We start from the raw sequence: 13,210 nt of genomic DNA, 5'->3' as shown, positions 1-13,210 counted from the left end.
AACGTGCTCATCCAACTGGTCCAGAAGAACACCGAGGCCCCCACCGGCCTCCAGCAGGCGGTGCGTACGGGGCAGCTCTCCGCACTCGGACTGCAGATGGCGGTCATGGTCCTCGCCCTGATCCCCGTCGCGGTCGCTTCTCCGTTTGTCCAGCGGCATTTCAAAAAGGGCATGCTCACCGGAGCCATCAAGGGCTGACGCCCTTGCCCCGGCCCGCGGCGTGAAGCCGTCGGTCGCCTATCCGTGGCTTCGTTGTGGCTGGTCGCGCCCACGCGGCGGAGCCGCACATCGATACCGCCCCGCGCCCCTGAGGGCGTCACCTTCCCCTCTGTCCCGCGCAAGACGAGGAAAGTCATGCACGCATTCCACATCAGCGGAAGAGCTGTACTCGCCGGGACCGCTGCCACCGCCACGGTCGTCACCCTGCCGGTCCTGCAGGGACGTGCGCAGGCCGCCGGTAGCGGCGCCGAGACTGCGGCCCCCGTCTACCGCTGGCGCAACGCCGTCCAGGGCGGCACCGGATTCGTCACCGGCGTCCTCTTCCACCCTTCCTGCCGCGGCCTCGCCTACGCTCGCACGGACATCGGTGGCGCCTACCGCTGGGACGACCGGACCGACCGCTGGATCCCGCTGACCGATCACCTCGGCTGGGACGACTGGAACCTGCTCGGCGTCGAGGCCGTGGCCGTCGACCCGGCCCACCCGAACCGGCTGTACCTCGCCCTCGGCGCGTACACGCAGTCGTGGGCCGGCAACGGGGCCGTGCTGCGGTCCGAGGACCGCGGTACCACCTGGAAGCGCACCGACCTCACCGTGAAGCTGGGCGGCAACGAGGACGGGCGGGGTGCGGGGGAGCGGCTTCTCGTCGATCCGCGGGACAGCGACACGCTGTGGCTGGGAACCCGGCACGACGGGCTGCTCAGGTCGACCGACCGGGGCGGCAGTTGGCAGGCCGTGAGCTTACCGGCCACACCGGCCGCCACCGGCCAGGGCGTCATGCTCCTGGTCGCCGCGGGCCGTACGGTCTACGCCGGCTGGGGCGACTCCGACGGCACCGCCGGCAATCCCAACCTGTACCGCACCCCCGACGGCACGACCTGGGAGGCCGTCCCCGGACAGCCCACCGGCACCGCGGCCAAGGTGCCGATCCGCGCCGCGTACGACAGACACACACGCGAGCTGTACGTCACGTACGCCAACGCGCCCGGCCCCAACGGCCGGTCCGACGGCAGCGTGCACAAGCTGCGCAGCACCAACGGCAAGTGGACCGAGGTCACCCCCGCCAAGCCGGGCGGCACCGCGAGTGACGGTTCGGCCGACACCTTCGGCTACGGCGGGGTCGCCGTCGACGCCCAGCGCCCCGTCACCGTCGTCGTCTCCACCAACAACCGCTGGGCCGAGGTCGACACCCTGTACCGGACCACCGACGGCGGCCGCACCTGGACGTCCCTGAAGGACAAGGCCGTCCTCGACGTCTCCGAGACCCCGTTCCTCACGTTCGGCGCTGGCAAGCCGAAGTTCGGCTGGTGGATCCAGGCGCTCGCTCTCGACCCGTACGACTCCCGGCACGTCGTGTACGGCACGGGCGCGACCCTCTACGGCACGCGCGACCTGAAGAACTGGGCCCCGCAGATCCGCGGCCTGGAGGAGGCGTCCATCCGCCAGCTGGTCTCGCCGCCGACCTGTGAGGCGCACATGCTCAGCGGGTCCGGGGACATCGGTGTGATGTACCACGAGCGGCTCACGGCGTCGCCGTCGCGCGGCATGGCGTCGAACCCGGTGTTCGGCACCTCCACCGGCCTGTCGCTGGCCGCGGCCAAGCCGTCGTACGTGGTCCGGGCGGGCTGGGGCAACGACGGCAACAGCGCCTACTCGGGCGACGGCGGCAGGACCTGGGCCCCCTTCGGGGCGCAGCCCGCCATCGCCAAGGACGCGCCGGGACCGATCGCAACCAACGCCGACAGCAGCGTGCTGCTGTCATCCTTCGGCACGGCGAACCCCGGATACGCTCGGCCGACAACGGCGCCACCTGGTCCGCGGTCGCCTCCTTCCCGAAGGGGTGCCGCCCCGATCGCGGACCCCGTCGACCCGACCCGCTTCTACGCCTTCGACACCACGACCGGCACGGTGTTCGCCAGCACCGACAGCGGCCGGACCTTCACCGCGCGGGCCACCGGCCTGAGCACGGGCGACAGCGAGTTCCAGCTGACGGCTGCTCCGGGGCCGCACTGGCGACCTGTGGCTCAGCCTCAAGGGGAACGGCCTCTACCGCTCGACCGAGGCAGGCGCGACCTTCGCCAAGGTCAGCAGCTGCCACGCCGCACACACCCTGGGCTTCGGCAAGGCCGCCAGGGGTGCTTCCTACCCGGCGATCTACATGGTCGGTGCCGTCGAGAGCTTCAACGCCGTCCACCGCTCCGACGACGAGGCGAAGACCTGGACGCGGATCAACGACGACCAGCACCAGTGGGGCTGGACCGGAGCCGCCATCACCGGTGACCCGCGCGTGTACGGCCGGGTCTACGTCTCCACCAACGGACGCGGAGTGCAGTACGGGGAGCCCGCCTGATACCCGACCTGGTCGAAGCTCGAACCTCACCCAGGCGCACGGGAGTTCGGCTGGCTGGGCAGGCTCCCGGAGCTGATGCAGGCAGGCGGCATCGGCGTGGTCCTCGCCAACCCACCTCGATCGCCCCGCCCTGGATGGGCCGGCTGCACGTGTTCGGAGAGCCGGATGCCGAGAGGGGCGTCGTCACGCATCACACCCTGGTACGGCCGGGCGGCGATCAGCCCCGCTGATTGAGCAATCACTCGCAGAACAGAGGAAACTGCATGAGAAAGTCTTGGATTCTACCCCTGATCACGCTTGTCGCTGTCGCGCTCGGGGTGACGGCCACAGGTGTGGCCCCTGCCTCCGCCGCCTCCAACACGCCCCTGCGGGTCATGCCGTTGGGCGACTCGATAACCTGGGGCGTGGGAAGCAGTACGGGCAACGGCTACCGCGCGCCGTTGTGGAACCGGCTCGCGGCGGACGGCCATCCGCTGGACTTCGTGGGCACGGTGCGGAACGGTTCGATGTCCGATCCGGACAACGAAGGCCACTCCGGGTACCGCATCGACCAGATCGCCGCGCTCGCCGACACCTCGCTGACCCGCTACCGGCCCAACGTCGTGACGCTGCACATCGGCACCAACGACCTCCAAGGAGCCTCCGAGGTCGACAGCGCCATCGCCCGGCTGAGGTCGCTGGTCAACCAGATCACCGCCGACGTCCCCGACGCCACCGTCCTCGTCGCCTCCCTGGTCGTGTCCACCAGCAGCTCGGAGGAGCGGTTCCGGGGCACCTACAACCAGGCCACCCGGCAAATCGTCAGCGACGCGCAGGCCGCGGGTAAACGCGTCGCGTTCGTCGACATGAGCAGTCTGACCACGGCCGACCTGGCCGACCCCCTGCATCCCAACGACTCGGGCTACCAGAAGATGGCCGACGCCTTCCACCGTGGTGTCCAGTCCGCGGACAGCGCCGGGTGGCTGAAGAACCCCGCCCCCGCGCCCGCCCACGTGCAGTCCGGCGTGGCCGGCAAGTGCATGGACGTCAACGGTGCCAACAGCGCCGACGGGACCGCCGTCCAGACGTGGAGCTGCGGCGACAGCGCCAACCAGTACTGGTCCGCCTACACCGACGGCACCCTGCGCTCCCTGGGCAAGTGCCTCGACGCCGCCGGCGGGGCCACCGCCAACGGCACCAAGGTGCAGCTCTGGGCCTGCCACAGTGGTGCCAACCAGGTCTGGCAGCCTTACAACGGCGGTTACCGCAACCCCGCCTCCGGCCGCTGCCTCGATGTTCCGGGCTCCTCCGCGGCCGACGGCACACAGCTCGTGCTGTGGGACTGCAACGGCGGCTCCAACCAGAAGTGGACCATTCTGACCGCCGGATGAACCCCGAGCCCGGGATCTGAGCCCTCTCCGGGCTCAGATCCCGGGAGGACACCGGTGCCGGGTCCCGCTGGGGACAGCACCGGCTGCGGTCGGCTCATGCATGGCAGGACAGCGAGGATAAGCATCGTACGACTGTGCGCAGAGTCGATCTCGGCGCGCTTGACCAGGTAGGCGTCGACTCTCTTCCAGGCGCAGTCGGCCCGGGGACCTCGACGGTCAAGGCGGTGTTGAGCGGAACGTCTCCAGGCCGTTCGCGACGCGGGGCCCGTCCGAGTTGCTCCCCGACGGCTCGCCATGAGTGTCGTTCCGCTTCGGGCCCACCGTCCTCGCGGCCCAGGGCGGCCTACAACAACCTGGTCGAACTCTGCCTGGTCGGCGTCCACCAACTCGCCAGGCACCGGGCTCCTCCTGGGCGGACCAGGCGCATATCGGCACTGGCCGTCACGGTCGTGGGAGCAGGCGCAGGCCTCGGGAAAGTGAGGTCGAGTACCTGTGTGCAGCGCCGGTCGGCAGGGGGCCGGCCGCATGGTGCGGCGTCGGCGAGGGGGGTGGAGGCGCTACTGGGAGAACGAGAAGTACAGGGTTCGACCGTAGTCGCCCGTCGCCGTGGTGGGGCCGCCGCTGGGGCCGAGCGCGGACGGTGCGTCGAACTTGGTGCCGATCGCCGGGATGGCGTCGAGGAACGACAGGTCTCCCTTCGGGAAGGGCGGCGCGGTATGGCGCGGGTCGGGTCCGAATCGGGGTGTGAAGAGGCGCAGGTAGAGGTTCTCGTCCTCGGAGACCATGGTGAGACGTCCGGCGGTGGTGTGCAGGGACGCCCAGCGGACGCCTGCGTGGTAGCCCTTGAACTCCGGGTACACCCAGCCGTCGGCACCGGTCGCGGTGTCGTTGTACTGCTTCGTCCAGACGTCCGTTGCGACGCCGCGCAGCCGGTTCTTCCACACCCTGTGGGGTCCGTGGCCGAGCCATGTCACGCCGGTCACCTGCGATTCGGGATGGTCGAAGCCGACGCCGAAGAGGTCGTGCTCGCCGGTGAGGTGGTAGCGGTAGTCCATCTGCAGCCAGCCGCTGGGGTGCAGATGCCACCGGACGTGCCGCAGCACGCCGGAGTACTCGGCCTCCACCGTGTAGCCGTTGCCGTCGGGCCCGTGCGTCAGGCCGGTGAGGTCGGCCGTTCCGGTGGTGGGCAGCGGGCCGCGAGACAGCGCGAAGTCCCTCCCTCGGTGGGTGACGCCGGCCAGCATGCCCGTCGTGGCGTCGAGCGTGACCGTGGTGTGGCGGGATGCGAGGGTGAGCCTGTCGTCCGCGAGCCGGCCGCGTACGGCTGGTCCCGGGCCCGTCCGTATCAGTCGTCGGGCCTGGTCGGCGGCGGATGTGATGGTCCAGGTCCAGCTGCGGATCTCGCGGCCGTCGGCATCGGTGACGGTGAGCGCCAGGGCGTCGGCGCGTCGCCAGCCGTACGGCAGGGGAAGGTGCAGTACTCCTTGCGCGCCGGGCTCGATGTCCGGCGCGGAGGCGGTGCCCTGAGCGCGTACCGTGTGGCCGTCCCGCCGCTGCGACGGGGTGCGGAAGTCCAGCAGCCGCCAAGTGAACTGGCAGGTACGGGTGTTGGTGAAGGCGTAGTGGTTGGTGAGGTGGATCCGTCCGTCGAAGTCGTCCGGCAGGCCGGAGGTGAACCGCTCCGGCTCGGCGAGTTGTACGGGAGACCAGATGTCCTTGATCGTGTAGAAGCTGGCCTCCTTCTCGCGGAAGGGGCCGAGGATGCCGTCGGGTGCGGCGTTGCCCGCCACGTCGATGGCGCCGCCGAGGTCGTCCCGCACGATGCCCTCGTCGACCAGTGACCACAGGAAGCCCCCGGCGGAGAGCCGTTCGCGGCCCATCAGCTTCCAGTAGTCGTCGAGCCCCGCGCCGGCGCCGCCGTCGTAGAGGCCGTGGAGGAACTCGGTGGGCATGAAGACGTCGTTGCCTTCCTGGAGGATGCGGCGCGTGCTGTCGTACGTCTCGTAGTGGTCGGTGTTGATGCCGCCGAAGTTCGCCCAGGGGTGGAGAACGGTGCGCTGCTGGGGGTCGTGGCGGGCGTAGTCGCCGTCGAGGGCGGTGTTCCAGCCGCCTTCGTTTCCGTTGTCCCAGAACAGGATCGACGGGTGGTTGACGTCACGGGTGACCATCTCGGCGACGAGGGGCCTGCCTGCCGCTTCGTCGTAGGACTTCTGCCAGCCGGCGAGTTCGTCGAGCACGTACAGCCCGAGTTCGTCGGCCAGGTCGAGGAAGTGCGTGTCCGGCGGGTAGTGGGACATCCGGACCGCGTTCATGTTCATCTCCCGCATCAGGAGGATGTCCTTGCGGCTGATGCGGGCGCTGGTCGCCCGGCCTGACGTGGGCCAGATGGTGTGCCGGTTGGCTCCCTTGAGGAGGATCTTGACGCCGTTGACGTACACGCCGTCGCCGGGGCGCACCTCGACGGTGCGGAAGCCGAATCTCTCGTCGACGCGGTGGACGGTGCGGTCGTCGCCGGCGCGGAGCGCGACCTCGACGCGGTAGAGGTGCGGTGTCTCCGCCGTCCACTGCCGGGGGGAGTCGACAGTGGTCCTGAGGGTCACCGTCGTGTCGCCGGGAGCGACGGCCGCGGTGAACGGGGCGCCGACCGGGCGCCCGGAGAGGTCGATGATCCGGGCGACGAGACGGTCGGCGGAACCGGTACCCGACAGATGGGCGTCGATCCGCAGCGTGCCGTCGGCGCGGGCGTCGACGGCGATGCGTTCGATGTGCTGGAGCGGGAACGCCTCGAGATGGACGGGGCGGTAGATGCCGCCGAAGTTCCAGTAGTCCCCGAGGCGTTCGGCCCGGTTGACGGAGTCGTCGGTGGACTCCTTGCTGACGGTCACCTCCAGGAGGTTGTCCTGCCCCGGATGCAGCTTTCCGGTCACCTCGTGCCGGAACCGGTAGAAGCCGCCGCGGTGGACGGGCCCGGCCGACTCGCCGTTGATCCACGCCTCGGTCTCGGTCATCGACCCCTCGAAGACGAGGAAGACGCGTCTGTCACGCCAGTGGGCGGGCGGCGTGAAGGTGTGCCGGTAGCGGCCTTTCTCCTCCGGGCGCAGATTCCACCCGTAGTTGTACGTGCCGTATCCGTGGAACTCCCAGTTGGACGGAACCGGGATGCTGCCCCAACTGCCGCTGCGCCGCCCGCTGGTGCACAGGAAGTCCCAGTCGACCGGGTTGTCGGCGTCCTCGCCGGACAGATACAGGCGCTCGGTGCGCGTGGAAGCGTCCGTTCCGTCGGCCGTCTCGACCTCGGCGGCCCGGGCCGAGCCCGTGGGAAGGCCTCCGGCAAGGGCCGCGCCGGCTGCGCCCAGGATCAGAACGCCACGGCGTGACAATTGCATGACATCTCCAGCCTTCAGAAACCATCAGGAGGGAACGGCGGGGACGTGCGCGTAGTCGACGGGTCCGGGTCGGCACACGGTCGTCGAAGCGCTTGCGTCGGCAATCCCGGAGATCAGAGCACATCCGCAGGGGCGATGACGACATTAGGAGTCGAATGAATCGAACACAAGGTGGCAGCAGCCGGCAGGTGCCTCGGAATCACATGGTAAGCGTCGGCACTGCAAGCCTTGGCGCGGCGAGCTTCAAGGGCGGCCCCGTGCCATCGACTCCAAGGTCAAGCAGGTCTACGGACCGGCCAAGCAGGGTCTCGACGACAGCCGAATGGTGACCCTCTGACGGCGGAGCAAAGTGACCCACCAGCTTCCTGCCCGGACGGCACTTCACCGGCCCGGACGACTTCAACCGCCAGCTTGCCGCCTGGCTGGCCGTCGCCAACCGCCGCGTTCACCGTGTGGGCACCCGTCCGGTCGACCGGTGGGAGGACCTGCATTGAAGCCCTGGTGTCGACCCCCGCCGGGGCCGGGGGGCGTGCCGTCCGGAGATTTGCGGGAGGGGGTGACGGCCGGCCGAGGGGCGGATTCGGTTCGCGAAGTGGCGCAGGGGCAGATGGTGTGCTGGGGCGGGCTGTCACGGTCTGGTACGGGTCGCTCGTCTGCCCGCGGTGCGCGGGCGGGAAGGAGAGCAGTATCGGGGGTGTGAGCTTGGAGGGCTTCTCGAAACCGAGGGTGGTTTCGAGAAGCCCTCTCAGCCCTGGGCGGTGGTGTCAGCCGAGGCGCCACTGCTGGTTGCTGCCCCCGTTGCAGTCCCACAGTTCGACCAGTGCGCCGCTGGCGGTGGAGGCACCGGTCACATCCAGGCACAGGCCTGACTGGACGCTGGTGATGGTGCCGTTGGAGTTGAGGTTCCATTGCTGGTTGGTGCCGCCGTTGCAGTCCCATATCGCGACTTTGGCGCCGGCCGTGGTGCCGGTCGCGTCGAGGCACTTCGCACCGCCGTAGACGGTGAGCTGCTTGGTCGACGTGCTCGTCCAGGTCTGGTTGGTGCCGTCGTTGCAGTCCCAGATCTGCGTCTGGGTGCCGTTGGTCTGCGAAGAGCCGGGCACGTCCAGGCACTTGCCGGAGCCGGTGGCGTGGACCGGACCTGTGGCGGTCCCGCCGGTACCGCCGGAGCCATCGAGTCCGAAGAAGGCGATGGCCCGGGCCGCCATACCACTGGCGGGCAGGACATGCTTGGCGCCCTGGATGCTGATCGCCTCGACCGGTGCCTGCGTGGTGGCGGAGCCGTAGCGGGTGCGGGTCCAGCCGGACTGCGGGGAGTCGGTGAAGACCGGAGTCTGGCTCACTCCGAGCACATTGGTCCACTGCTTGATCTCTTCACCGAAGTTCACGTAGTTCAGCGCTTCGTCCTCGGTACCGTGCCACAGCTGCATCCGCGGCCGGGCGCCGATGTACCCCGGGTAGGCGCCCCGGACGAGGTCGCCCCACGCCTGCGGGGTCTTGGTGATCTGGCCGGTGGCGCAGTCGCTGTTCCAGCCGGAGCCGTCGGTGGTGGCGAAGCAGCCGAACGGCACGCCCATGAACGCCGCACCGGCCTTGAACAGGTCGGGGTAGTCGCCGAGCAGGACATTGGTCGTCATCGCGCCGGACGAGGCGCCGGTGACGTAGACCCGGCCGGCGTCGGCGTTCATGTTCTGCACGGTGTATCGGACCATCGAGGCGATGCTCGTGGGGTCACTGCCCCCGTCATGCTTGAGCGCCTGGGGCGAGGAGACGTCGAAGCACTGCCCGCTGACGTTCGCGTCCGGGTAGACGACGATGAACCCGTACTGGTCGGCCAGGTGGGCGAACTCCGTGTTGGTGTAGAAGGTGGGCGCCGTGCCGGTGCAGTAGTGCACTGCCACCAGCACGGCCGGGCGTGCCGGAGCGTTGTCGGGCCTGTAGACGTACATCCGCAGGTTTCCGGGGTTGCTACCGAAGTTGGTCACCTCGGTCAGTGACGCGGCCGACGCGGTGGTGGCCGAGGCGCCGGTCAGTACGAGCGCCGCGATCAGCGGCGAGATCGCCATCAGCAGGGCTACCAGTACATCTGTGACGCTTCTCTTTTTGGACTTCCGGGACATGACGGTGTCCTTTCTGGAATCCGGCGCGGCCGGGGAATGGCCGGGTGGTGAAGCGCTTCGACGCTTCGACGCTTCCATTGTCCTGGGCTGTCAATGCCCGGCGGGAAGCAAGGCCGCGTCGCCTCCTCCTCTGTTTCAGCAAGGAATTCTCATTGACTCGAGTTATCAAGTGAAGCGCTTCGACACTCGCTGAATGCTACCGGCCGACCTTGATCGCTTTTTCAGGTGTGGACCATGACCGTGTTCGGGAACGCTGCGGTGAGCCGATCCGCCGCCGTCTGACCGCGACGGGAAGAGCCGTTGTCCTCAGCCATGGCGGGGCCGCCGGCCGTTGTGGCTGCGGCCCCGCTCGGGTGTGTGGGTCAGGACGGGTCGCCGTACTGGAGGCCGCGTCCGTTGGTGCCGACGTAGACGCGGCCGTAGGTGTCGGGGTCGCCGGTGATGACGCCGACGCCGCCGATGGCGCCCCACTGGTGGGCGTCGTCGTTGACGCGGAGCCAGGTGGCACCCTTGTCGGTGGAGCGGAAGACTCCGGTGACGTCCTTGACGGTGCCGATCAGGTACAGGGCCTGGTAGCTGGTGCCCGGCTTGGCCTTGCCGAAGCCGAGGGCGGAGGCGGACTGCACCGACCTGAGCGTGGTGAAGGTACGGCCGCCGTCGGTGGAGTGCAGCAGCCCCTTGCCGCCGCCGGCGATCCACAGGTCCCCGGCGACGCCGGGGACGGCCGCGAGCCGGCCGGCGGGCAGGTTGCCGGCGCGGGCGGTGAAGGTCGCGCCGCCGTCGGTGCTGGCGTAGAGGGTGCCGCCGGACAGCGAGTAGAACGTCCTGGCCGAGGAGCGGTCGGCGACGACCACGGCGCCGGTGCCCAGACCGCTGACCTTCGACCAGCTCGCGCCCTTGTCGGTCGAGCGGTACGGGGCCTGGCCGGCCTGGGTCCAGACGATGGTGGAGCCGTCCGCCGCGAGCGCGACATGGCCGCTGTCGGCGCTGCCCACCGGCTCCGTCTTGAAGCCGTTCCAGGTGCTGCCGCCGTCGGTGGAGTAGGCGCCGTCCTGCTCGCCGCCCCGGCCGACGCGGACCATCATCGAGGGCTTGGACTGGGCGAAGTCGATATCGGTGCTGTTGGTCATCATCGGGTTGTTCAGCCGGCCGGAGGGCACCTTGGTCAGGGAGTCGTGCCGGAAGCCGCCCTGGTCGCCCATGGCGGTGATGACGGAGGCGCCGCCGGGAGGGGCGATCGCGTCCAGCAGCGAGGTCTCCTCCAGCCCTCGGGCGCCCATGCTCCAGTGGCTGGTGCCGCCGCTGTCGGAGGCGTTGGCGTCCTTGCTGCGCAGGATGCCGTTGCCGGTGCCGTACAGCACGTGCCCGGAGTTGAAGGGATCGATGGCCAGGGCGGTCATCCAGTGCCCGGTGTGGGTGCCGACGTAAGGAGCGGCGGAGGCGCTGCGCACGGACTTGTCGGCCAGGGCCTTCCAGGTGGTGCCGCCGTCGGTGCTGCGGTAGATCTCGTCCTCGGGCCACCAGCGGCCGAGGGTGGTGACCATCACCGTGGAGGGCTTGCGCGGGTCGACGGCCAGACCGGAAAAGCCGTAGTTGCCCTGGGACGGGGAGATGTTCTTCCACGCCCCGCTGCCCGGCGCGTACTTCCACACCGAACCCGCCGTCACCCCGTTGGGTCCGAGGTTGTTGGTGTACGTCAGGTACAGCGAGCCGTCACCGGAGAGCACGCCGTGCTGCGGCAGCTGTCCGGTGGGCTGCCCGGCGACGGCATGCCAGGTGCTGCCGCCGTCGGTGGAGCGGTAGAGGGAGGTGGACTTGTCGGCGACGCCGACGTAGATCGTCTCGCTGCCGGCCGGGCCGTACGTCACGAAGGAGATGCCGGCGCCGCTGCTCGCCCCGTCCTTGACGGGGAACGAGGAGAGCTGGCGCCAGGTCTTGCCGTAGTCGGTGCTGCGCCACAGACCGTTCTTGCGGGTGCCCAGCAGCAGGGTGCCGTTGTCCGCGGGGTCGATCACCAGCCGTTCGCCCGCCCCGCGGCCGTCCTCGTTGCCGCCCAGCTTGAAGGGCAGATCGGTGCGCTGGAAGGTGCGGCCCCGGTCGGTGGAGCGCAGGATCGCGCCGTTGCCGGCCCACTCGTTGGTGTAGGTGCCCGCCCCGAGGTAGAGCCGGCGCGGGTCGACGGGGTCGGTGGCCACCGAATCGATGCCCAGCAGGTTCCAGTCCTTCTCGCCGATCCAGTCGGTCAGCGGGATCCACTGCTCGGCTGCGGTGTCCCAGCGGTAGGCGCCGCCCATGTCGGTGCGCGCGTACAGCAGGCCCTTCTCGCGCGGGTTGAACACCAGCCCGGTGACGTAACCGCCGCCCACCACCTGGGCGTTCTTCCACACGTACGGTCCGGCCGCGGCCGTGGTCTGCCCGCTGCCGGTCCGGGCCGCCGTGGTCGCGGCCGTCTTCACCAGCTTCCACTGCTGGTTGGTGGTGCCCCTGTTCGGATACTGGATGACTGCCGCGCCGTCGGCCGTGGAGCCCCCGGAGATGTCCAGGACCTGGCCGCTCCTGCGGGAGGTGAAGGTGACGGCGTCGGAACCGCTCACCTCGTCGATCCGCCACTCCTGGGAGGGGGAGGAACTGTCGGTCTGCTGCTCGGCGGCGGCCGCCTGAGCCGTCGAATTACCCGCTATGCCCAGCACTTTGCCGCTGTTGCGGTTCACCAGCTCGTAGTAGCCGTCCCCGGTGGGCTTCAGCTTCCACTGCTGGTTGGCGGTGTGCTGGTCGGTCCACTGCTGGATACGGGTGCCGTCGGCGGTGGAGAAGCCGTTGACGTCCAGCACCTTGCCGCTGCGTATGGAAACCAGCTGGTAGTAGGCATTGCCGTCGACCGTCGCGGCCTGCGAGTCCTCCTGGGCGAACAGGAAGTACGGCACGACGATGGCGGGCACGCCGACCAGCAGACCGGTGGCGGTCCAGCGACGACGATGACGCCCGCGGCGCCCGCCGTGCGTGGGGTGGTTCATGAGGGGGTGTTCTCCTTGCATGCCGTTCACCAGAGGAAAGCCGGATCCGGCCACCGGAGCTGGCCGGATCCGCTTCCTTGTGGTCACAGGAGCCCCACAAGGTTGCCGCGAGCCGGGAACTTTTTCAGATCACCTCGTGGCGCGGTAGGCGCTGATCAGCGTCTGGGTGACGCTTTTCCGGGAGTTGGCGGTGTGCCCCTCTTGGCCCACGCCGCCTCCTTCTGATCAGCTGGCCGGAGGAAGGCTCTCGCCCCTGATCCGGTGCCGGAACCGCGCCCGAGCGGCCCCGGATCAGTAGCCGTAGATCACCTTGCAGGCGACCTCCGGGAGGAACTGGCCGGCCGAGGAGCCGGCTCCCACGCCGCAGTTGCCGTCGGACTCGCCCGGAACCTTGATCCACAAGAGCATCTCGACGCCTCCGCCCAGCTGGCTGGGGGTGCCGATACGGCGGCCTGAAGGGTTGCACCACTGGCCGTTGGAGGGGTCTGTACGGTGAGCGGTGTAACTCCCGGGGTGGAAGCGACAGTTGATGACTGACGTGACGAGTGACACCGAGGCCGGGGAGGCCGCTGTGGGTGCGACGAGCGCCGTGGATGACGGGCTGGTCGCCGAGCTGGTGGCCTCTCGCCGAGGTGTACGGCGCGGAGATCTACATGACGGTGAGGACCAGGAACAGGGGGGCCAGGCGGCTGGTGCCGCGGCTGCGGTGGTGCGAGGGTTGCCGTAGGTCCTGCATGTGTGGGCCCTTTCG

General features: G+C 69.5%; 4 protein-coding genes and 4 pseudogenes. 4 read left to right on the top strand and 4 right to left on the bottom strand.

The window, feature by feature from the left end:
* The 4 genes and pseudogenes from ACIRC0_RS37270 to ACIRC0_RS37255 form a co-directional block, all read left to right on the top strand.
* Positions 1-198 (top strand): annotated as a pseudogene (locus tag ACIRC0_RS37270) (carbohydrate ABC transporter permease); the annotation flags it as partial.
* 156 nt (positions 199-354) lie between these two features.
* Positions 355-2,569: pseudogene (locus ACIRC0_RS37265) on the top strand (1,4-beta-glucanase).
* An 18-nt stretch (positions 2,570-2,587) separates the two neighbouring features.
* Positions 2,588-2,803: pseudogene (locus ACIRC0_RS37260) on the top strand (beta-galactosidase); the annotation flags it as partial.
* Positions 2,804-2,832: 29 nt separating this feature from the next.
* Positions 2,833-3,939, top strand: a complete 1,107-nt coding sequence (locus ACIRC0_RS37255; RefSeq protein WP_403625796.1) for a ricin-type beta-trefoil lectin domain protein — start codon at positions 2,833-2,835, stop codon at positions 3,937-3,939.
* A 557-nt stretch (positions 3,940-4,496) separates the two neighbouring features.
* Here the strand turns inward: ACIRC0_RS37255 and ACIRC0_RS37250 are convergent.
* The 4 genes and pseudogenes from ACIRC0_RS37250 to ACIRC0_RS37235 form a co-directional block, all read right to left on the bottom strand.
* Positions 4,497-7,325, bottom strand: coding sequence for a glycoside hydrolase family 2 TIM barrel-domain containing protein (locus ACIRC0_RS37250; protein ID WP_403625793.1), 2,829 nt, complete (start codon positions 7,323-7,325; stop codon positions 4,497-4,499).
* A gap of 764 nt (positions 7,326-8,089) precedes the next feature.
* Positions 8,090-9,445 carry a PHB depolymerase family esterase gene (locus tag ACIRC0_RS37245; protein WP_403625790.1) on the bottom strand — a complete coding sequence of 452 codons (1,356 nt, stop codon included), beginning with the start codon at positions 9,443-9,445 and terminating at the stop codon, positions 8,090-8,092.
* A 362-nt stretch (positions 9,446-9,807) separates the two neighbouring features.
* Entirely contained in the window at positions 9,808-12,459 is a 2,652-nt protein-coding gene (locus tag ACIRC0_RS37240; protein WP_403625787.1) for an RICIN domain-containing protein, read from the bottom strand.
* A 291-nt stretch (positions 12,460-12,750) separates the two neighbouring features.
* Positions 12,751-12,942: pseudogene (locus tag ACIRC0_RS37235) on the bottom strand (glycoside hydrolase family 6 protein); the annotation flags it as partial.
* Positions 12,943-13,210 lie beyond the last annotated feature (268 nt).

The organism is Streptomyces sp. NPDC093984 (genome assembly GCF_044764595.1).
In the GTDB taxonomy this organism is placed as follows: Bacteria; Actinomycetota; Actinomycetes; order Streptomycetales; family Streptomycetaceae; genus Streptomyces; species Streptomyces cynarae.
The sequence above is the reverse complement of the archived record's forward strand: the minus strand, read 5'-3'. Positions and strand labels throughout refer to the sequence as shown.

Bases quoted from the DNA above. Each gene is read 5' to 3' on its own strand.
- ACIRC0_RS37240 (WP_403625787.1), bottom strand. From the start codon at position 12,459: ATGAACCACCCCACGCACGGCGGGCGCCGCGGGCGTCATCGTCGTCGC.
- ACIRC0_RS37245 (WP_403625790.1), bottom strand. From the start codon at position 9,445: ATGTCCCGGAAGTCCAAAAAGAGAAGCGTCACAGATGTACTGGTAGCC.
- ACIRC0_RS37250 (WP_403625793.1), bottom strand. From the start codon at position 7,325: ATGCAATTGTCACGCCGTGGCGTTCTGATCCTGGGCGCAGCCGGCGCG.
- ACIRC0_RS37255 (WP_403625796.1), top strand. From the start codon at position 2,833: ATGAGAAAGTCTTGGATTCTACCCCTGATCACGCTTGTCGCTGTCGCG.